This window comes from Thermosediminibacter litoriperuensis, from assembly GCF_008124715.1.
Classification (GTDB): Bacteria; Bacillota; Thermosediminibacteria; order Thermosediminibacterales; family Thermosediminibacteraceae; genus Thermosediminibacter; species Thermosediminibacter litoriperuensis.
In genome coordinates, this window is the sequence record NZ_VNHO01000005.1 from 36371 (window position 1) to 57657 (window position 21287).

Below are 21287 nucleotides of genomic sequence, written 5' to 3' on the forward strand. Positions count from 1 at the left end.
CTTTATGTACTACTGCTTTTTGTGGTGGTAAGGTTTTTTTCACCCAGGCCGGAATTATAGGCTTTGACCGGAGGGATATATTTTTATGGACAATAAAAAAAACGAAGGAGCATATTTTTCCGCTTTCTCAAAAAGCAGGAAAAATCTTGCGCGCCTTACACCTCAAGATATTGCAAGATCGGCTCTTTGCGAATACGATGGTCCCAGGATGTGTTTCTATTTGAAAAGCTTTAACCACAGCTTTCAGATATCATACCCCGAGGGTAAAATTTCCTTTTTGGACTCAAACAATAAACCGCCGTTAGAATGGGGGCTGATACTGCTCAATTACCTTTCCGGTGCGAAAGATATACCTCTCGCCGGAAAATGGGTCAGCTACAGGGAACTGCCCGATGGGAACGTATTTTTCCCCTCGATTAAAACCCATGTTTTGGATGTCCTAAGCAAGTATTACACTACCTGTAATAAAGATTTACTTCGTGAGAGATTGGTGCATTTAGGTTTCAACCCTGAAAAAAATAAAGCCGATTTATCGGCAGAAGGCCTTTTTACCCCCAGGATACCAATTAAAATACAATTCTGGGAGGGTGAAGACGTTATACCTCCATCATGCCAGATTCTTTTTGATTCCAGTATATCCTGTCACATGCACATAGAAGACATTGCGGCACTGTGCAGCGTAATCAGGGATTTGCTTATTAACGCTGACTTTAGCTTGTCCGGAAGAAAATGCGTTCATTTGGAAGATGATGAAGGCAGATAAGGTATCAACCTTCCGGCCAAGTTTTGTACAGGCATGGATTGAAGCCAAATCCTGCCGGGCCCTCTTAGAGTAGATAAAAATAAGCCCTCGCCGCCAAAAAATATATTTGTAAACCCCTTTATCATTTCTATGTCAAAATCCACCGTGGGTTCAAACATAGCTACATGTCCGGTGTCAACCTTCATAACCGCTCCAGGTTCCAGGTCGTATTCCACCACTTCTCCGTCCATTTCAATGAAACAAAGCCCCGGCCCTGTTACTTTTTCCAGAATGAAGCCTTCACCGCCGAAGAGGCCGGCCCCCAGTTTCTTTCTGAAGAAAACCTCCAGTTTTACAGTCCTCTCGGCACATAGAAACGCCTTTTTTTGGCAAATGATGGACTGCCCTGCGGCAAGCTGCAGCGGGATTATCTTCCCCGGAAAGGACGATGCGAAAGCGATAGCGCCCCGCTGCTTTTTGCAGGTATAAGTGGTCATAAAAATTGTCTCCCCCGCCAGTTTCCTGGCGATACCTCCAAAAAGTCCCCCTTCCATATTGGTCTTCATTTCGAATCCATCAGTCATCCAGGCCATACCGCCGGATTCGGTAAAGACGCTCTCCCCTTCTTCCATAGTCAGGATAACCACCGGCAATGTCTCTCCTCGGATTTCATACTTCACAAAACTTCCTCCCCCGTTTGTTTTCGTTCCCCAGCCCTTGCTTATGGTTCCAATAATTCTGCACTTATACCCCAGTCCCGCCACTTTAACTCTAATAGTATCTCTATTATATCATTAGTTATATAATCGCTAAATCTTTTTCTGATTAACTTGCGATTATTTTATGATAATGTCACCTTTGTTTCGTATTGCCGGACTTGAGGACAATATACTATAAATGAATTCAATTAGCAGGGAAGCGCCACACCAGCGGTTTCGACCGGACTTTTTCCAGATCTATCACTTTGTCTTTTTGGGACTGCTCGACCGGCTGTTCCCGGACGGGCACTTCGACACCGCCGTGGGCTGCAGCCGCCTGGGCTTTTTCTATAGGTTCTTCCAGAAACCGTTCAACCGGAGGACTGTTCGAAGGAGCGGGATTTTCCCTTTCCCCGGCGTTAATCATGACCGGATCGGATTTTGAACTTACATCCCCGGAAAGAAAAACCGCAAGGCTCAATGCGTTCGCCATAAGTAAAAGATAGACGAGAGAATATTTATCCTGCCGGTATATGCCGTCGACGAGGTCCCGGGTAAAAGACACAGAGATCCCTCCAAAAAAGTTTATCTTTTAATATAATATTCAATCCCGCCTGCTTATGTGCTTTTATAAAAACAAAATTTAAAGCGGGGAGTACCCCGCTTAATTTGCCAGGAGCAGCAGTATCAATACCAGAAAAACTATAAAAACATCCCGTTTTGTCTCGACCGACAGAACCAAAAAAGACCCCCTCCTTCCACCCGTTAAGTTTCTAATAATAGGCTATTCATGTCAAATACAATTTGTTCTTCTACAGGCTACATAGTCATGGTCCCGCTGTCGGTCTCCACTACTTTCAGTACCTGCTCCTCTCTGCCGTTCTGGGCGTTGATGTAGATGAGATAGCGTTCGTCGTCCAGATTCGCGTCTACTTCGTAGCAGAACCTTTCCTTCATAGCCGGATCGGGGATAATCACCTTGCGAATTCTCCTGACCTCTAACCTTTTGTTCAGGCCGTCCCGAACTTGTCTCTCGCTTATACCGGTTGAGGGAATTTTCCTCGTCGTATGGTGCGTAAGATAGCCCATGGCATCGAAACCGACTACCTGCCCGTCGTCGAGAGCCACTTCCACTTTTACAAAATCGGGGTACACCAAGACGTCTCCCTGTTTATAGGCAAAGGTGACGGTAACGGTATTGTCTTCCCTCAGAGAACCGGTCGGCTCCATATTTCTATAACCCCTGGACTCCAGAAATTTATGAGCTTTATCGACGGCTGTCTCGATGTCAATTTTCTGCTCTCCGATATCCCTGGTATTTAAGAACCAGATGACATGGCCTCCCTGACGGCTTACGTCCATCACGATCTCCGCACCCTCTGCTCCGGGCTTGGCAAACTTCAGGGAATAAGCGTTTACCATCCCCCGGGTGCGGCCGTAAACCGAAACATCGTAGCGCACATTTGCCGGGTTATCTATGAATTTCCTGCCTTTTTCGATGGCCTCTTGTTCATCGATGGGGGAACCGGTAATCGCTTTCGGCGTTATCTCCTCCACATGGTCCGAGAAAGGCCCGTCATAGGTGATTGTCGGGGCTTCTTCCTTGAGCCTCTGGTCGATGGCGGCGAATCTGTCCGCCATGACCTGCTGAACCCTACCGCCGAGACCTGGAGCAAAAGAACCCCTTTCCCACCTTATCCTGCCTTTAACCACGTTGTCCTGCAGCTCCCTCAAACTCCTGTTGAGATTCTGGGTATTCTTTTTGAACTGCTCGATAATATTCCATTCCTTATCGGAAATCTGCTCGCCCAGAGAAACTTTTTTAGCCAGGCTGTGGGAAAAATCCCCCATCTGGGCGAAAAATTTCTGCAGGTTGGTCATGTCCCTGCTGCCCAGCGGCAGGGATGCCAGGCTGGACCTGGCGTTTTCGGCTTCATGCCATATGCTGGTCAGAATCATTATCCGCTGACTGTCCGATGATGTCACAAGACTCTTGGACAGAAGTATGTTAAGCGTGTTCACGTCGTCGACCAGGTTGTAAAAACCCTTCTGGTAGCTGGCTTCCAGAAGGTTTTCTGCAGAATACGCCCTGCTGCTCATCGACCATAAAGCCAGAGCGATTACGACTATAGTGAGTATACCCAAACCCCATATGACATATCTATTCTTCAAGAACATCCCTCCTTTTCAATCACTTGCCGAATACATGGTCACCGATCTGAGTAATTATCCTGCGGGTCCATATCCAGGGACTTACCCTTTTATAAGGATTCCAGAAGAAAAGGCTGCCGTAAGTAGGGTCCCACCCGTTCAGTGCATCCCGGGCAGCCTTGTAATTGGTCCTGCTGGGATTGCGGGCCCATATCTGTCCGTTGCTTACCGATTCAAAGGCTCCGGGCTGATAAATGACCTCGGGCACCGTATTGGGAAATTTTGAACTTTTTACCCGGTTTAAAACCACCGCCGCGACGGCCACCTGGCCGATATAGGGTTCTCCGGTTGCCTCGCCAGATACAAGCCGGGCCAGCAGGACGTAGTCACCACTTCGCACCGAAACGGCATAATTCCCCGCCTCCGCACGGGCTTCTGTCGCACGGTCCTGCCGGCTCAAAACGATTCCGGCAGTAAGGATTAATATCAGTACCAGAGCCGTTACCAGCCGTATTTTTATAACAAACCTGTCCATAACACCACCCTCTTTTACAGATTAATCATTTTTAGTTTTGCTGATTTTCGTACCCCTTATTCCTTCACTCCCTGAACAAAAAAATCATATAATAATCTAGAAAAAATTTATGAAAAGCGGGTGTTGAACAATGGCCGGCAATAGTGAAGACAAAAAAAGTGAAGACAAAAAAAATGAAAACAAAAAAAAATCCTTTAACCCCTATACGCTTTTCCTTATATTGATTCTGCTCATTAAGTCCTCTGAAGTGTCGGGACTATTTAAAAAAAACAGCGACAGGAGGGAGGTACTTTGAAACTACTTTCGGTATCGGATGACGATTTAAAGCTGTTGAACGCACTAAAGCCTTTCTTGAGCCCTAGAGGACAGGAAGTATTAGAAATTTTCTCCACTGTCATCAACGTGTTTCGCCCATCGGATCCGGAACAAAAAATTAACATCGAAGCGCTGAGCACGCTGCTTTCAATAGTCGCCGAGCCCTCAGAGAAGGAAAACAATGAAAATGAAAAGGATGAAATCGAACTGGCCAACGGCTCAACGAAACCTGAGAAGTCTCAGGAGCTGGAAACTCTTTTGAACATACTGGCCGAAAAAGAAAAACGCGCGTAAAGAGAGCCGTCCAATGAGCAACGGGGCTTAGAAGCCCTGTTTTTTATTCTTTTTTACTTCTTACGAGCATATATTAAATTAACAGAACAGGCTCGCACAAAGGGGTGGTTAAAATTGTCTGACGGAAACAACAGCAGGTCTGACTTTGGTTTGCTGGAAATGGTAACGGATGTGATTCAGGGGAAGCGGGGCAATAATATCAACGAACTCATCAGCCTCCTCGCTTTGAGTAATATCCTGGGGATAATAACGTACCTGAATTCTCAGGAATTAAGAACCGGAATAAAAGGCTCTTCCTCCTCAAAATCTGGGTCTTCAGACATTAAAGAACTGGCATCAACCCTCCTGGGAGTACTTGGAAGCTCCTCGGATAAGAAGATAAATCCCACAGCGCTGGTGAATTTGGTTAAAACCCTTTCTTCCAGCGAAGGTTCATCTTCTGAAAGTAAAGGCGGTAAAAGCGGTGAAGAAAAGGTAAAACAGACGTGAAGCCGTGCTCTTTTGCACGGCTTTTATATTAGGCGGGCTTTTGCATAAGTGCGGTGGGTTTTATATACCTGGACCTTAACCTTTTCGCCAAGCAGCTTGGCCGCATTCTCTATATCTATAACGTATCCATCGATCCGCGCTATTCCGTGGCCAGGTAAAGCGGCATGGGCTTCCTCTATTACGACTTCTATAACCTGTCCCTCCCTTACTGGCACCGCTAGATTTTCAAGTTTGGCCTTGCTGCCGACGGCTCTTACCTTTATTTCTTCCGGGTGAAGGGTGGCATTGCCCTTTATGAAAATATACTTTTCGTACCGCTGCTCCAGCTGTGCAAGCCTGCTGCCTCCCGCTCCTATAACCGACGATGCCACCGACGGGTGGACCTCCATCAGCACCGCCTCTCCCCGGCTGTTTCTGAAAATCCGCGAAAGCTCCCGTTCCACTCTCTTGGCCATGGCTTCTTCAGATAGGATCCTACCCTTGCCTTCACAGTAGGGGCATACCTTTTCCAAAACTTCGTCCAGGCTTTGCCTGACCTTTTTTCTGGTCATCTCCACAAGGCCGAGGGAAGTTATACCCAGTATATGAGCTCTGGTCCTGTCCTTTTTCAGTTCGGCTTCGAGCGCGTCGAGCACCATTTTCCTGTGTTCCGGGGAGTTCATATCTATAAAATCGATAATTATGATTCCGCCGATATCCCTCAACCTCACCTGTCTCGCTATTTCCCTGGCCGCTTCCAGGTTGGTTCTCAAAACCGTGTCCTCCAGATCTATACTGCCCACAAATTTACCTGTATTTACATCGATCGCGGTCAGGGCTTCGGTGCGGTCGATTACGATGTAGCCTCCTGACTTGAGCCATACCTTTCGGCGCAGGGCCCTTTCTATTTCCGGTTCAATGTTAAAGTACTCGAAAATTTCTTCCTGTCCTCTGTAAAGACTTATCCTGTCTTTTAAAGAAGGGGATATCATAGATACGAGTTCCAGTACTTTCTCATAACCCGAGGGGCTGTTGATGTAAAACCGGCTAACTTCGGGAGTGAATATGTCCCTTACTATCCTGGCCAGGAGGTTCATATCCTTGTATATGAGCCTGGGGGCATTGCCTCCCGTCTGCCTGAGCTGGATGTCCTCCCAGAGCTTTTTAAGGTAATCGATATCCGCTTTAAGTTCCTCTTTTCCCCTCCCTTCAGCTGCTGTGCGCACTATCACTCCCACGTGAGGCGGGCGCAATTCTTCGGCGAGGGCCCTCAGGCGATTCCTCTCTTCTTCCTTTTCAATCCTCCGCGAGATTCCCACATAATCAACCCGGGGCATAAGCACCAGGTACCTGCCGGGCAGGGTTATATTGGTAGAAACTCGTGCACCTTTGGACCCCATGGGTTCCTTAACTACCTGGACCAGCACATCTTGACCGACCCTTAAAATATCCTTAATCGAAAGTTTTCTCAAACCCTCTAGGAGGTCCTTATCCTCCGGACCTAGTGAGTCAAAATTTATATCCCCCACGTACAAAAAAGCATTTTTCTCAAGGCCAATGTCCACAAAGGCGGCCTGCATCCCGGGAAGTACGTTGGTCACCCTGCCCTTATAAATATTTCCCGCCACCCGCTCTTCAAAACTCTTTTCAACAAAAAATTCCACGAGCTCCCTGTCTTCTAAAATTCCCACTCTTATTTGATCTCTTCCTACGTCGGCTATAATTTCTTTTGACATTAATATTCCAGCTCCCTTAAAACCGTTAAATAGGATCGTTCCTCTTTCCCTCGCGAACCAGGAAAAGTTCATCCCGGTTCATGCGGCACACGGTGATAGTCGGGATGTACTCCAGGAGAGCCTTTATAACCACCGGCGGCGTAACATTCCCCTCCTGCCCGGCGGCAAGTTCCATCCTGAGCTCGGCCCGGCTGCCCTCGACGCGTGTTATTTTTATGCTGTAAATCAGCGGCGAGATATTGATATTTTTAACCTTACCCTTGGACGTCTTTGTGACCGTTATCTCCGGGCGAGCCAGCAATTCAGCTATAGCCTTGTCCAGGAGTTCCGGCGTTGCATCGCCTCCGGCATCAACCACCACAGTATATATAGCCCTGTTAACCGATGAAAGGGGAATCTTGCCTTCAGCAGTGTCTGCCTTCAATACGGAAATTCCCGGGGGAAGGCAGGAGTTTAACCGGGCAAGAATCCGGTCCAGCGGCAACTCTCCCGCGAATTCCACGTCCATGTATTCGGCGTCACTGGTCATTCCCACTGGAAGCGCGGGGGTAAAGGATATCCTGGGGCGGGGATTGAAGCCCTCGGTAAATTTAACGGGCAGTTCGGCTCTCCTTATGGCCCGCTCTAGCGCCCTCATCAAATCGAGCTGGGAAATAAATTTAACTTCTTCTCCTTTTCTAATCTTCATTCTTACTCTCACAAAAGATCCCGCCTTTTAACTTCATAATTCCGCAGCCATGACATCTATCGAAACGGCAGTCGGGGGTGGGTTTAGCCTCCCTGGCTTTTTTCAGTTCCCTTAAAAGAAAACTCCTCTCAACCCCGGGGTCGATTACCTCCCACGGAAAAACCTCGTCCTCATGTCGGGAACGGTTGGCGTAAAACTCGGGGTTAACCCCTGCCTCTCTAAAGGCTTCCATCCATTTGGAGAAAGAAAACATGTCGCTCCATCCGTCGAACCTGCATCCTTTCTCGCGGGCTTTTTTGAGCACCAAATTAAGTCTCCTGTCGCCCCTTGAAAACACCGCTTCCAGGAAGCTCAACTTCCCGTCGTGCCAGTTATATGAGATGTTTGGGCCTTTGAGCTTTTTCTTCAGAAACCGCTGGCGCTCTTCTATCTCATCAAGAGGGATCTGGGCTTCCCACTGAAAGGGGGTAAAGGGCTTTGGCACGAAAGTGGACGTGCTAACCGTAACTTTTAAGCCTTTTGTATTGCCTCTTACTTCCCTGTACGCATCGACCACCCTGTACGCCAGCCGTGCAATTCCCTCCAGGTCTACGTAGGTTTCCGCCGGCAGACCTATCATAAAATAAAGTTTTACCGTATTCCACCCGGCCTCAAAAGCTCCCTTAACCGAATTCAGGAGGTCCTCCTCCGTAACCCCTTTGTTTATCACGTCCCGGAGCCTCTGGGTGCCCGCTTCGGGAGCAAAGGTGAGACCGCTCTTTTTTATCTCCTGGATCTTACGGGCCAGATCCAGCGTGAAGGAATCGATCCTGAGCGACGGAAGCGAAAGACCCACCATGCACTGCCTGAACTCGCCGATCAGGATCTCTACAAGCTGCTTTAAGGCCGAATAATCGCTGGTACTGAGCGAAGCTAGGGATATTTCTTCATACCCGGTCGACTTTATCATTTCCCGGGCAATGTTTGTCAACTTGTCCACCGATTTTTCCCGCACCGGCCTGTAGATCATGCCCGCCTGACAGAAGCGGCACCCTCTGGTGCAGCCCCTGAATATCTCCAGCACAGCCCTATCATGAACTATGTCCATATAAGGAACTATAAGTTTTGTGGGATAATAGGCCCTGTCGAGATCTTTTATAATTCGCTTTTGAACCCTTTCGGGTATACCCGGTTTTGTGGGAAGTATTTCCTTTACAGTGCCGTCCTCATTGTAATTTACCCGGTAATAGGCCGGCACGTAGATACCCGGTATTCCGGCTGCTTTTTCCAGGAAATCCATTCTGCTCTTTGAGCTTTTTTTGTGGTCCAGATAAAGATCTATCAGTTCCAGGATTACCTCTTCAGCCTCTCCTATGACGAAAAGGTCGATAATTTCCGCCAGGGGCTCCGGATTATACGCACACGGACCGCCGGCTATCAAAATGGGATGCCGGTCAGTGCGATCTCTGGAAAAAAGCGGTATTCCGGCCAGTTCCAGCATGTTCGTCACATTGCTGTAGCTCATCTCGTACTGCAGGGAAAAACCTACAAAATCAAATTCAGAAAGGGGGGTCTTGCTCTCCAGGCTGAAGAGCGGTATCCCCCTCTTGCGCATTACATCCTCAAAATCAACCCACGGTGCAAACACTCTCTCGGCGTAGACGTCTTCGCGCTCGTTCAAGAGGTGGTAGAGTATTTTTATCCCCAGGTGGGACATTCCAACCTCGTATACATCGGGAAAAGCCAGAGCGATATGAACTTTGACTTTTTGCTTATCCTTCTGTACGCTGTTTAGCTCATTGCCCGTATAACGCGTCGGTTTCGAGACTTCCGGTAGAACTTCATCCAGGACTTTTTTTATTTCCAAGTCTTTTTGCCTCCCTGTTTTTCTTATGCCCTTTATATTATAACAGGTCCTCCACCTTAATATCCAACCCCTTGTCTATAATAGTGTCAAATATTTCCGTTTCGGTCAAGCATTTTTTTAGTTTCCACCCTTTGTCTAATACATATACGAGATAAAAATTCTGCGGGTTGAAGCGGTACAGGATCTGCTTTACCGGCACTCCCGCCAGCGTTACTAGAGCCTGAATAGGCAGTATGCCTCTTTTCAGCAAATTCTCCCTCTTCCGGGCCATATGGCTGATAAATATCATGGGAGCTTGCTTTTCTTCCCCAGCGGCGGAGAAAAAAAGAAAAATTCCGGCGACCAGGAAACTCACATTGTACCTGGCTTTAAAGGCGGTTGCAGCAAATAACGCCAACAAAAAAAACGCCAGCACTTTACCCGCTCTGGCTGCAATCCTCACAGCTGAAATAAAGCTCACCATCTGGCTGAGCCAGAGCATGAATATCCTTCCACCGTCCAGCGGCAGGGCGGGGAGTAAGTTAAAAAGCCCCAGAGCCAGCTGATATTTGATAAACAGGTATCCCGTTTCCCAGGGGATAAAGTTCTGATAGATCAGGGACATGAACATAGCCGCCAAGGCCAGGTTGCCCATGGGACCTGCGAGGATGATCATTATTTCTTCCTCGCAGGTGGAATAGTAAAGATCTTTCAACCTCATCCGGCCGCCAAAAGGCAGCAATTCCAGCTCTTCTACGGCGATACCGAGCATGCGAGCGACAAAGATGTGAGAAGCCTCGTGTACCGCCAAGGCCAGGATGGCAGCTGCAACTTCCACAAGAAAACCCGCCAGGAGACCCGCTGTTAAAACCATGAGAAATAAAAAATGCAATTTTACTTTAATCCCCCAAATTAAAAAGGCCATAGGTCTCCCCCTAGGGCTTCTCAGGAATTTTTATCCAGAGCTCGGGGTCTATCGCTGTTCCCTTTTCCCAAATCTCAAAATGGAGGTGCGGAGTTTCCGCGAGGCCGGTTTTTCCAACTGTGCCGATAATCTGCCCCTGCCTGACCTTATCGCCTGCTTTTACGTAGACGTCTTTGAGGTGGGCATACAGCGTGACCAGGTCACCGTCATGCCTTATCTTGATCAACCGGCCCATCTCCGCGTCTTCCGCCGCCAGCATCACCGTACCGTCCCCTGCAGCTTTTACCGGACTGCCCTCCACCTGTTCTATATCTATGCCGTTATGCATCCGCTCTACCTTCAGGAGGGGGTGGAACCTTCGTCCAAATCCCGAGGTCACCCTGCCGTAAATAGGAGCAATCAAAGCTCCGGAAGTGGCCGGGGGAGATTCCTCTTCCCTAAGAAAATTCTTAAAAACCGGGACCTGCTGATTCAAAAAAGAGAGGTTTTTCAGGCCGTCCCCCAGTTTGTTGAAATCCCACTCGTAAGATATGGCTTGATTTACTCTGGAAAGTGCCGTAGCAGCCATGGGAAAATTGACCTTTTTCATCAAAAGTACCACACATAGTATTATTAGCGAAATTAATACCTTCTTCAGGCTTACAAAACGGCTCCAGTCCCTTTCAGAGGAACCTGTATAATACGGGTAGTAGGGATCCGCATCCTGTCTCTGCCACCACATGAATGACCCCTCCCGAAAAAATCCTTGATATATATCTATTTCAGGGAGGGCTCGTTTATTCCATAATATATGACCATATAAATAAATAGCCAGGGGCCGGTATTGGACCTTTGCCCCTGGTAGAATTAGAACAGTATTTTTTGCCTTCGCATCCCTATATTCAGTACCAGGCCAACGGCCATCATGTTCATTAGAAACGAGCTACCCCCATAGCTCATGAACGGCAGGGGGATACCCGTAACCGGCATAAGCCCCATGGTCATGCCTACGTTGACCAGCACCTGAAAGACCCACATCGACGCAACCCCAGCAGCCATATAAGAGCCCAGGATGTCCCGTGACCTGAAGGCTATCCGAATAGTGCGGTATAATAGAGTGAAGAAGAGCATCAGCAGAACCATACCCCCGATAAATCCCAGCTCTTCGCCCAATACGGCAAATATAAAATCGGTCTGCTGCTCGGGAATAAAATCCAACTGGTTCTGGGTGCCCTGGAAAAGGCCCTTTCCCAGGAACCTGCCGGAACCGATGGCAATTTTGGACTGGATCACGTGATAACCGAACCCAAGCGGATCAAGATTGGGATTCAAAAATATAAGAATCCTCATCCTCTGATAATCGTGAAGAAACTGCCACAATACCGGCAGGGCCGCCACTCCGGCCGCAACAGTGCCCAATAGCAGCTTTAAGCTTGTTCCTGCTACAAAAATCATGCCGAACATTATGGCTAGCAATACCAGGGATGTACCCAAGTCCGGCTGTTTCATGATCAGCACCATGGGGATTCCCACGTGGACAAACACCAGTATCAGGTCCTTCAAATTGTTAATCGTCTTCTTCTTATCCAGGTGCTTCGCCAGGGTTATGATAACGGCAAGTTTGCTGAATTCCGAAGGCTGAAAGCTAAAGGGCCCTATAGGGATCCAGCGCTGCGCTCCCATTGTGGTTTTGCCCATGAATAAGACCACTAAGAGCAGGACCAGATTGGCGATGTATATAGCGTTAGAAAGCATGCCGATAGTATGGTAGTCTATCATCAGGACTACCGCCATCGCCACCAGGCCCAGGAGAAACCAGATCAACTGCATTTTGGTATAATGGAAACTTCCTCCGGGGGCGGTAGCATGGGTGGCGCTGGTTATGGTCAGTATGCTCAGAGCTGTTATCAGGAGAATTACGATTATAATTTGGTATTCAAGATTTTTTAAAAGCTTCGGATCCATAAAAAAGCCTCCCGAAAATCCGTTAACCATTATACCATACTTTGACGGCGTCCATAAGGCCTTTTTTAAGGAGGTTACACAGGAACATTTTCCCAAAAAATCTCTACCGCGTCACCGTTGCTCAGCGGGGTCGTAAAAGTTGCGGGTCTTTTATTTACCTTTATGACCAGACAGCCCGACACCCCCCGCAAATCGAAATCAATGATGTTAAATATATCGCTTACAATGAGTTCCCGCTTCCTTATAACCACCGATGAATCACCGGTAATTTCGTCCTGGGGCCCGGCTTCCCTGTCGTTAATCTCCACCAGCGGTTCTACCGGTATCTCACGGCCGTTGATGTAGATTAAAACCCTGTGTTCGTCGTTTATGAAATCCCGGACTCTGGCCCGGCCAGGGTCTCCGGGTCTGGCTTCTTCAATCATAATTCTCGCGCCTTCCTTCACCGGATCATCGAGTCCAGCCTGCAGCCCGTCCACGGTTATAACGGCAGGCTTCCCCAGGCTGCCCGGAACAACTTTGAGTTCGCCGTTGAGCCTGAAGGTGAGGGCCGGCCCGGGAAGACCGAATATCCGGGCGGAAGAAAAACCGGCGTGGATCAGGGCCTGAAATACGGTGGGTTTATCCCTCCCCAGGATATGGACGGCGCCGTCGTTTACGTACACCTTTATGAAGGACAGTGTGGTACCCTCCAGGGCATTGGCCCCTATTCCCACCGGTGTTACGGCAAAGGGCCCTGATAAACCACTGCCGCAGCCCTTTACAAACTGAATTGACTCCAGAGTTTTTACCCCAACCCTGTCCTTCGGAATTTCCAGGTTTGCCGCTATGGCTTCCTGTAAACCGGGCAGTAAACTGCCTCCGCCGACGCAGAGCACCGCCGCCGGAGGCCTGCCGTTGAGTTCCAGTATCCTCCCCGCTATCCGCGCAGAAAGGTCCCATACCGCCTCTTTTACGGTTTCCATAATTTCCCGCGATTCCAGTTGCCTACAAAGCCCCAGAATATCGGTAAACTCTATCCTGTCCCGGGTTAAAAGTTCTCTCTTGACCCTCTCTCCCTCGGCAAAATCCAGGAGGAATGCTTCACATATTTTCTCGGTTATCTCATCGCCCGCCATGGGAACCATTCCGTAGGCAAAGATACTCCCATCTCTGGACAGTGCTATATCCGAAGTGCCGGCGCCTATATCCACCAGGGCTAGGTTTAACCTTCTCATGCCGGGAGGAACTGCCAGAAAGCTGGCAGCAATCGGCTCCAGGGTAATACTGTCCAGCTCCAGGCCGCACCTTCTTAAAACCGCAATAAGACTTTCCACTACCGAGCGGGGAAGAAATGTGGCCACTATATCCACCGAAATGTTCCTGCCCTTTTGTCCCAGCAGATTCTCTATAGGCTCTCCTTCAAGGTACCACCTGATCACGCTGTACCCTACGCAGTGATAATCCAGGAAAGCCTCCTGGGTATTTTTACCCGAAATGGACTTTATTGCCTTTCCCAACGCATCAGCTTCCAGACTCCTGATATCGTTGCCGTCGATTTCCTTAAAAGGGGAAATCGTTTTTTCCGCTCTTGCTTCGACGGTAACCAGAGCTCGTCCTGCGGCGGCCACCGCCGCCTTCTTCAGCTCATACCCCAGCCTTTTCTCCAGGTTTTCCTTGACGCGGCGTACGCTTTCGGCTACCACTTCCACATCGTGGATCTGGCCGTCGTACATCGCCCTGCTTTCGTGCTCCAAAACTTCGTAGTCCTTTATTATAAATTCTCTGCCTTCTTTGTATAAAACTACGCCCACAACGGTTCTAGTGCCGATATCGAGGGCAAACACTTCGCGGTCCATTGCCCCAAAATTTTCCTCCTTTTTATGCCCGAGCAACGTGCTTGATCCTTTTAATCGGTATATTGGCCACCAGAGCCGGCACCGTTATTTCTTCGTCTTTTTTCATCCTGGTAAGTTTTACTTCTAGCCCCTCTTCTTCTATATCCACGTAGTCGGAAATTATATTTATTATCTGGCTCTTTATCATTTCGAGAAACTGCGGGGAAACGTTGGCCCTGTCATGGACGAGAATGAGCCTCAGCCTCTCTTTGGCTATATCCTTACTGGATACATCTTCCCTGCCGAAAAGTTTCAGAAAATCCATTTACCAATGCCCCCCTTACTTTCTAGGTTTTAATCCGAACAACATCCTGAGCCTTTCCATCAGGGTCGGCTCCACGTCCAGGGACATTATGGGCACATCTTCTCCCTCTATTCTGCGAGTCACGTTTCGGTAAGCCTGCCCTGCTTTTGAATTTTCATCGGCCACCGCCGGTTCTCCCCTGTTGGTGGATATTACTATCCTCTCATCTTCGGGTATGACGCCCAACAGGTCGACAGCCAGTATATCTATAATATCGTCTATATCCATCATATCGCCGCGCTTGACCATGTCGGGCCTTATCCTGTTTATTATGAGCTTGGGCTCTTCGAACCCGGCGGCTTCCAGCAGGCCTATCACCCTGTCGGCATCCCGGACGGCAGAAACCTCGGGTGTCGATACGATGATCGCTTTATCGGCGCCGGCTATGGCGTTTTTGAATCCCTGCTCTATACCGGCCGGGCAGTCTACCAGCACGTAATCAAACTCCTCTCTAAGCTGGTCGCATAAGTCCTTCATCTGTTCGGGAGATACCGCAGTCTTGTCCTTGGTCTGGGCTGCCGGCAAAAGGTACAGATTTTCAAAACGCTTGTCCCTTATCAGGGCCTGTTTGAGCCTGCATACACCCTGAACCACGTCCACCAGATCGTACACGATGCGGTTTTCCAGGCCCATCACCACATCGAGATTTCTAAGGCCGATATCGGCATCTATCATGACTACCTTCCTGTGCTTTAAAAGAGCAAGACCAGTTCCGATGTTGGCGGTAGTGGTGGTTTTCCCCACTCCGCCCTTTCCGGAAGTAATAACGATTACCTGACCCATTGGTTCCCCTCCTGTCCTCTTTTTATACCGTCGTTAAATTAAGTAGTAAGGTTCGATAATTATGATTCCATCTTTCAATCGAGCCACTTCCGGGCCCTGGGGCATGTCGCTTTTTTCTTCGGGAGGCCTCGATATAACATGGGCTATTCTGAGCTGGATCGGTTGCAGTCTGTAGGCTGCCACTATCGAATTCCCGTCGCCCTCGGCTCCTGCATGGGCCATACCCCGTAAAGTCCCAAAAACCAGTATATCTCCTTTTGCTATTATTTCGCTCCCCGGATTGGCATCACCCACGATTACTACATTGCCCCTATAAGCGATCCTCTGTCCAGAACGCAGCGTCTTCTTCAGAATCAGGGTATCCGGTTGTGGTGAACCGGGGAAGGTGATTGTGCGCAGCGGTTTATCCTTTCTGAGGTGCAAACCGAAATCCCGCAGCATTGTTTCCAGCTGCTCTAATTCGTCCTGGCTTACGTATCCCTCCTTGACCAGCAGGCGTGCCTGGCCACCCTTAAAAAATTCTCCGCCCCTCTGGAGTTTTTCGAAGATCTTGTTTTTTATCGTATCAAAGTCCGATTGGTGGCGTAAAATTATAGAAATTCCATCTCTTGTCCCTTTTATTACCACCGGTTCCTGATTCATCTATGCTCCCTCCGCAGCCTCGTCTTCTATCAATATTCTTCAAAAAATAGCCAATTCCTTCTTACGATAACAAAAAAACCAGAATCTGTAAGATTCTGGTTCATGGTCAATCGGAAATTTCAAGGGAGCTTTGATTTGACTGTTCAGTATTTTCGTCCAGGCCAAAGTAAGCGTTCAGGATTGCTTTGGCCACAGGCCCGCCGGTGGCTCCTCCGGATCCGGCCTGCTCTATGAACACCACTACAGCTACTTCCGGATCTTCAAAAGGGGCAAAGGCTACAAACCAGCCGTGAGGCGTTTTTTTTACGTCCCACTGAGCCGTACCGGTTTTGGCCCCCAGGGAAACCGGGAAATCAGAAAAAACCGAGTGAGCGGTACCTCCCGGGAGCACAACCCCCCTCATGCCTTCTTTTATAATCTCGAAGGTTTTTTTAGAGACTTGGACCTCGCCGGCGACTTCGGGTTTTCTTTCAAAAATCACATGTCCATCGGCATCTACAATACTTTTTACAAGATACGGTTTCATCCAGCGGCCTTCATTGGCTATGGCGGAAATATAAGTCGCGATCTGCAGCGGGGTATACTGGTGGTAACCCTGTCCGATGGCCGCATCGAGAGTTTCCGCCGGGTACCATATCTTGTCCTGCGCCTTCTTGAAAACTCTGGCCTTGTATTCCCTGCTTGCCACATTACCTGCTTTTTCTCCGGGCAGCTCGATCCCGGTAATATTTCCGAGGCCGTACATGCGGGCGTATTTTTCAATAGTATCGATCCCGAGGCGCCTTCCCATTTCATAAAAAAATATATTGCATGACTCCGCTATGGCCTTTACCACATCGACAATGCCGTGACCGCCGGGCTTCCAGTCCTTTTTCGGGGCTATGGTCCAGTATACCCCTGGGTCGCGAATTTTCTCCCTTTCGTCGGTGACCTTTTCTTCAAGGGCAGCCGTGGCCGTGACCATTTTAAACACCGAACCGGGCGGATATACTTCCGATACGGCTATATTGACCATCGGTTTCAGCGGGTTATTTACCAGGCTTTCCCATTCCGCCTGGGTAATCCCCCGGGCAAACATATTGGGGTCGAAACCGGGAACGCTTGCCATGGCCAGCACTTCTCCAGTCTTGACGTTGAGCGCCACCACAGCTCCTCGCTTGGCATTGGGAAAAGGGTTTTTCCTGTCGGTCTGCAGCTTTATGAGCTGTTCCTGGAGGGCCTCCTCTGCCACCTGCTGCAGTTCTGCGTCGATAGTCAGACTTACCGTAGCCCCCGGTACCGCCGGCTTTTCTCCCAGGGTCCTGATGGGCTTGCCCGTAGCGGTAACCTCCACCTGTTTACCGCCGTCTTTACCCTTCAGGTAGGTTTCCAGCACCTTTTCCAGGCCCATCTTACCCACCAGGTCCCCCGGCCGGTACCCTTTTTCCCTAAGGATTTCGAGCTCCTGCTGATTTATCTCGCCCACGTACCCGAATATGTGGGATCCCATGCTGCCGTATATGTAATTCCTTATGGGCTCAACCTCGATATATACACCCGGAAGGCGGCGCTCTTCGATTTTAGCCACCGTCTCCATATCCACATTGGTCTTCAACCTGACAGGCATGTATTTTTTATATCCCTGGTCCCTAATCTTATTTCGAAAGGTGTGAAATGCATAGGATACGAGAACCGGCGTATCAGCGGGAGCATCTGCTACAATTTTCCCATTGGTAACGTCAACAGTTTTTACTTCAATCCTTTTTCCGGTCTTTTCATCGATTACCTGGATATCACTGGTGTCCACTTTTCCATCGCCGTTCACGTCGTATAGCGGCAGCTTTTCCAGGAACACCTCGCCCTTTTCATTTACCGTGTACCTTTCCTTAACCACATGGGTTACTTCGGGCATGTTCAGGATCTGGCTCAAAGTCCGGAAGACCTCTTCCTGCTCTTCAAGAGACGAGTTCACGTTCATGTAGGAAACTGTATAACTCGGCTTGCTGTTCACCAGTTCCTTTCCATTCCTGTCTTTAAAAACACCCCGGGGAGCCGTCACCGGCACAATCCTTATTCGATTTTCCTGGGCAAGCTTTTCGTATTCAGCGCCGCTGACTATCTGGAGCATAAAAAGCCCTATACTTAGAAAAAGAAATATGCCCACCGTTATCCACGTATAGATATGGAGTCTTCTTTCCATTTTCTTGGCATCCACGGGTATTCTCCTCTGGACTTAATATTTGGTGACAAAATAATAATTCAGCAATTTTTCCAGCCTCAAAATAGCGCTGTACATCACAGGGCCTATAACGGCGTTGTAAAGCGCTGAATATACCACTACAGGCATAAAAAGGCCGATCTTGTATTCGGGAGTTAACAGTAGAGCGGCCAGAAAAAATATGAGGTTATATAGCAACGTTCCCATGAAAACAAAGCCCATGGTAAACACAACGGGACCCTTGAATAAGTCCCTAGTCCCGTAACCTACGAAATATCCGGTGAGGAGCTTTACCAGTGCGCTGAATCCCAGAAATTTACCGTAAACTATATCCTCAATAAGCCCGCTTATCAAACCGTAGGCGGCTCCCGAATTCTCGCCTTTTATCAATGCCATACACAGTACAAACGCCAGTACAAAATCGGGCTTTACGCTCCCTATTTTAAAAAGCACTCCCAGGGTGGACTGCGCGATGATCAATAAAATAACGATCATCAAATAGAATAACCACCTCAAAGACTATTCCCTCCCCGGGTCAGTGTTTGCGTTTTTGATGACGAAAACTTCTTCCAGTTTTTGAAAATCCACCGCCGGCTTTACTATCGCGTACTGGGTCAGGTTATCCGATTCCTTTTTCACTTCGACTACCTCGCCTATGATTATCCCTTTGGGAACTATACCACCCAGCCCGGAAGATATCACCACGTCTCCCTTGACTATAGAAGCATCAGCCGGCAAAAATACCATTTTAGCGTGGCCCGGCGGTGCCGGAGCTATATTCCCCTTAAGAATGCCGTTATCCCGGGTCCTCTGTATCATGGCGCTTACCGACATCCTGTTATCCAGGAGCATAAGCACCTTCGCCCAGTTGTTTCCTACATCTATAGTATAGCCCACCAATCCCCTTTCGGTGATGACTGCCATATCCTCCCGGATGCCGCTGCTCTTTCCCTTGTTTATTATTATCACGTTAAACCAATTGCCCGGGTCTCTGCCAATCACTTCAGCGGCCACCATGTCGTACTGGGGATTTTTTTCCTCAAAATCCAGCATTCGTCGAAGCCTGGCGTTTTCATCCCTGTATTCTAGAAATCGGTGCTTGTATTCCATGAGCTCCGCCAGCTGTTTTTTCAAGGCCTCATTTTCCCTTTTCAGGTAAAACACTTGGGAAACCGATTCAAGACCGCCCCTCACTCCGTGGGATATCCAGGAAAAAACCTCCTGGGCGGGTTTCATCAATGAGATGGCAGGGCTTTCTATTTTGTTAAACAATAGGCCGTTCCGTGCCGTGATATTTACGGTAAAGCTCAGAGCAGCTACCAGCAACATTAACAAAAAACCTTTTTTATAACGCCCAAGGCGTAACAAAAATCACCACGTCCTTTAAACGACTTTTTTGGATGACACCTGCACGCGCTTCAAGAGATCCAGTTCCTCGAGGGCTTTACCGGTCCCAAGCGCAACGCAGTCTAATGGGTTCTCGGCTATATGGACCGGCATTCCCGTCTCGTGGTTGACTAGTTTATCAAGCCCGTATAGTAGCGAGCCGCCACCGCTCATGACGATACCCCGGTCCATTATATCAGCGGCAAGCTCTGGAGGAGTCTTTTCCAGCGTAACCTTTATCGCATCTAATATGCTGTTCACCGGTTCCATGAGCGCTTCCCTTATCTCCTCGGAAGTCACCTTTATGGTCTTCGGCAGGCCCGTTACCAGGTCCCTACCCCTTACATCCATTGTCTCCTCTTTGGGTTTAGGAAAAGCAGAGCCGATGGCGATCTTGATTTCTTCCGCCGTACGTTCGCCAATCATGAGATTGTACTCTTTTTTAATGTAGTTTACTATTGCCTCATCCATCTCGTCGCCGCCCACGCGGATGGATTTGCTTGTCACTATTCCTCCGAGAGAAATAATAGCCACTTCGGTGGTACCGCCGCCTATATCCACGACCATATTGCCGGTAGGTTCCTGCACTTCAAGCCCCGCGCCGATGGCCGCCGCCATGGGCTCCTCTATGAGGTAGGCTTCCCTAGCTCCGGCCTGAAGGGTGGCATCTATAACCGCCCTTTTTTCCACTTCGGTGACACCCGAAGGGATACCGACGACAACGCGAGGCTTTACAAAACTCCGGCTCTTTAACGCTTTTGATATGAAGTGTTTGAGCATCGTCTGGGTTACGTCAAAATCGGCGATTACCCCGTCTTTCAGCGGTCTAATGGCCACTATGTTCCCCGGGGTGCGGCCTATCATGTGTTTGGCCTCTTCCCCTACGGCGAGAATCGCCCCCGTGTCCCTCTGGATAGCCACAACCGAAGGTTCCCTAAGTACTATTCCCTTGCCCTTAACGTGCACAAGCGTGTTTGCCGTACCCAAATCTATTCCTATATCTTTCGACAGCGCCCTGAAAAGCCCAAACATGAAAGTTACTCCTTTCCATTTCTTGTTGAATTTTCCTGTTTCATAGCAGTCCTTTTTCTTTGAAGCTTACGTAAGACGGGTTTCCGATAATTACGTGATCAAGGACATCTATCCCGAGGATCCTGCCTGCTTCCACCAGTCTCCGGGTGATTTCTATATCCTCCCTGCTCGGCGTCGGATCGCCGCTCGGGTGGTTATGCACCAGTATTATTGCTGCACTGCTCCTTTTGATGGCAGGTTTAAAGACCTCCCTCGGGTGGACGATAGAAGAGTTGAGGCTACCGATGGAAATTTCCTCGATGGATATGACCCGATTTTTTACGTTGAGCAGGATAACCTTGAAGTGCTCCTTTTCCAGAAATCGCATTTCTTCCATTAATAATTTTTTCACATCGACCGGCGACGATATTACGATGTCATCACTCCTGCAAAAGGCGGAAATCCGGCGACCGAGCTCAACAGCCGCCTTGATCTGTACCGCTTTTGCCGGACCGATGCCCTTTATTTTTGACAGCTCTTCGATGCCGGCCCGTGCCACAAATTCCAGCCCCGTTTTGCCGCCATCGCCCTTCAGGACCCTGTGAGCCAGCACCAGGGCTGATTCGGAAACGGTGCCGGTCCTTATTAAAAGGGCCAGGAGTTCAGCGTCGCTGAGCACTTCGGCTCCGTACCGCTGGAGGCGCTCCCTGGGCCTTTCTTCCCTGGGCAAATCCTTAATCGTCAAAGATGACACCGCAATATCCTC

General features: G+C 49.0%; 22 protein-coding genes. 3 read left to right on the forward strand and 19 right to left on the reverse strand.

Features of this window, described 5'->3' with window-relative positions:
* Positions 1 to 85: 85 nt before the first annotated feature.
* Positions 86 to 763, forward strand: coding sequence for a DUF3786 domain-containing protein (locus LZ11_RS02870; RefSeq protein ID WP_148866403.1), 678 nt, complete (start codon positions 86 to 88; stop codon positions 761 to 763).
* On the opposite strand, the gene LZ11_RS02875 is transcribed toward LZ11_RS02870, so the two are convergent.
* The 4 genes from LZ11_RS02875 to LZ11_RS02890 form a co-directional block, all read right to left on the reverse strand.
* On the reverse strand, positions 736 to 1422 hold the full coding sequence (locus tag LZ11_RS02875) for a TIGR00266 family protein (RefSeq protein ID WP_148866404.1): 687 nt from the start codon (positions 1420 to 1422) through the stop codon (positions 736 to 738). The genes LZ11_RS02870 and LZ11_RS02875 overlap by 28 nt on opposite strands.
* Before the next feature lie 223 nt (positions 1423 to 1645).
* On the reverse strand, positions 1646 to 2005 hold the full coding sequence (locus LZ11_RS02880; RefSeq protein ID WP_148866405.1) for a hypothetical protein: 360 nt from the start codon (positions 2003 to 2005) through the stop codon (positions 1646 to 1648).
* A 254-nt stretch (positions 2006 to 2259) separates the two neighbouring features.
* Positions 2260 to 3612 (reverse strand): germination protein YpeB, encoded by a 1353-nt coding sequence (gene ypeB, locus LZ11_RS02885; RefSeq protein WP_148866406.1) that lies wholly within the window; start codon positions 3610 to 3612, stop codon positions 2260 to 2262.
* A gap of 19 nt (positions 3613 to 3631) precedes the next feature.
* The gene (locus LZ11_RS02890; protein WP_148866407.1) at positions 3632 to 4126 is read right to left on the reverse strand and encodes a cell wall hydrolase; all 495 of its coding nucleotides are present in this window, start codon (positions 4124 to 4126) and stop codon (positions 3632 to 3634) included.
* Between the two features lie 291 nt (positions 4127 to 4417).
* Here LZ11_RS02890 and LZ11_RS02895 point away from each other — a divergent pair, with 291 nt between their 5' ends.
* The gene (locus tag LZ11_RS02895) at positions 4418 to 4735 is read left to right on the forward strand and encodes a hypothetical protein (protein ID WP_148866408.1); all 318 of its coding nucleotides are present in this window, start codon (positions 4418 to 4420) and stop codon (positions 4733 to 4735) included.
* Positions 4736 to 4849: 114 nt separating this feature from the next.
* A complete protein-coding gene (locus LZ11_RS02900; protein ID WP_246110682.1) occupies positions 4850 to 5224 on the forward strand; it encodes a hypothetical protein in 375 nt (124 codons plus the stop codon).
* A gap of 23 nt (positions 5225 to 5247) precedes the next feature.
* Here the strand turns inward: LZ11_RS02900 and LZ11_RS02905 are convergent, their stop codons facing one another.
* From LZ11_RS02905 to radC, 15 genes are all read right to left on the reverse strand, one after another.
* On the reverse strand, positions 5248 to 6939 hold the full coding sequence (locus LZ11_RS02905; protein WP_148866409.1) for an Rne/Rng family ribonuclease: 1692 nt from the start codon (positions 6937 to 6939) through the stop codon (positions 5248 to 5250).
* A 25-nt stretch (positions 6940 to 6964) separates the two neighbouring features.
* Positions 6965 to 7639, reverse strand: a complete 675-nt coding sequence (locus tag LZ11_RS02910) for a TIGR03936 family radical SAM-associated protein (RefSeq protein ID WP_148866410.1) — start codon at positions 7637 to 7639, stop codon at positions 6965 to 6967.
* Positions 7617 to 9473, reverse strand: coding sequence for a TIGR03960 family B12-binding radical SAM protein (locus LZ11_RS02915; protein ID WP_148866411.1), 1857 nt, complete (start codon positions 9471 to 9473; stop codon positions 7617 to 7619). Before LZ11_RS02915 ends, LZ11_RS02910 begins: the two co-directional genes overlap by 23 nt.
* Positions 9474 to 9510: 37 nt before the next feature.
* Complete coding sequence (locus tag LZ11_RS02920) at positions 9511 to 10377, reverse strand: site-2 protease family protein (RefSeq protein ID WP_148866412.1); 867 nt, start codon at positions 10375 to 10377, stop codon at positions 9511 to 9513.
* Positions 10378 to 10387: 10 nt separating this feature from the next.
* On the reverse strand, positions 10388 to 11098 hold the full coding sequence (locus tag LZ11_RS02925) for a M23 family metallopeptidase (protein WP_246110683.1): 711 nt from the start codon (positions 11096 to 11098) through the stop codon (positions 10388 to 10390).
* Between the two features lie 125 nt (positions 11099 to 11223).
* Positions 11224 to 12321 carry a rod shape-determining protein RodA gene (rodA, locus tag LZ11_RS02930; protein ID WP_148866413.1) on the reverse strand — a complete coding sequence of 366 codons (1098 nt, stop codon included), beginning with the start codon at positions 12319 to 12321 and terminating at the stop codon, positions 11224 to 11226.
* A gap of 74 nt (positions 12322 to 12395) precedes the next feature.
* A complete protein-coding gene (locus LZ11_RS02935) occupies positions 12396 to 14159 on the reverse strand; it encodes a cell division FtsA domain-containing protein (RefSeq protein WP_148866414.1) in 1764 nt (587 codons plus the stop codon).
* Positions 14160 to 14181: 22 nt separating this feature from the next.
* Positions 14182 to 14463: a cell division topological specificity factor MinE gene (gene minE, locus LZ11_RS02940; protein ID WP_148866415.1), complete on the reverse strand. Its 282-nt coding sequence runs from the start codon at positions 14461 to 14463 to the stop codon at positions 14182 to 14184.
* Positions 14464 to 14478: 15 nt separating this feature from the next.
* Entirely contained in the window at positions 14479 to 15285 is an 807-nt protein-coding gene (gene minD / locus LZ11_RS02945; RefSeq protein WP_148866416.1) for a septum site-determining protein MinD, read from the reverse strand.
* A 33-nt stretch (positions 15286 to 15318) separates the two neighbouring features.
* Complete coding sequence (locus LZ11_RS02950) at positions 15319 to 15927, reverse strand: septum site-determining protein MinC (RefSeq protein ID WP_148866417.1); 609 nt, start codon at positions 15925 to 15927, stop codon at positions 15319 to 15321.
* A gap of 106 nt (positions 15928 to 16033) precedes the next feature.
* Entirely contained in the window at positions 16034 to 18121 is a 2088-nt protein-coding gene (mrdA, locus tag LZ11_RS02955) for a penicillin-binding protein 2 (protein WP_148866418.1), read from the reverse strand.
* Positions 18122 to 18139: 18 nt separating this feature from the next.
* Complete coding sequence (mreD, locus tag LZ11_RS02960; RefSeq protein WP_148866419.1) at positions 18140 to 18640, reverse strand: rod shape-determining protein MreD; 501 nt, start codon at positions 18638 to 18640, stop codon at positions 18140 to 18142.
* 3 nt (positions 18641 to 18643) lie between these two features.
* Positions 18644 to 19453: a rod shape-determining protein MreC gene (gene mreC / locus LZ11_RS02965; RefSeq protein WP_246110684.1), complete on the reverse strand. Its 810-nt coding sequence runs from the start codon at positions 19451 to 19453 to the stop codon at positions 18644 to 18646.
* A 54-nt stretch (positions 19454 to 19507) separates the two neighbouring features.
* Positions 19508 to 20542, reverse strand: coding sequence for a rod shape-determining protein (locus LZ11_RS02970; RefSeq protein WP_148866421.1), 1035 nt, complete (start codon positions 20540 to 20542; stop codon positions 19508 to 19510).
* A gap of 40 nt (positions 20543 to 20582) precedes the next feature.
* Positions 20583 to 21275 (reverse strand): RadC family protein, encoded by a 693-nt coding sequence (gene radC, locus LZ11_RS02975; protein ID WP_148866422.1) that lies wholly within the window; start codon positions 21273 to 21275, stop codon positions 20583 to 20585.
* Positions 21276 to 21287 lie beyond the last annotated feature (12 nt).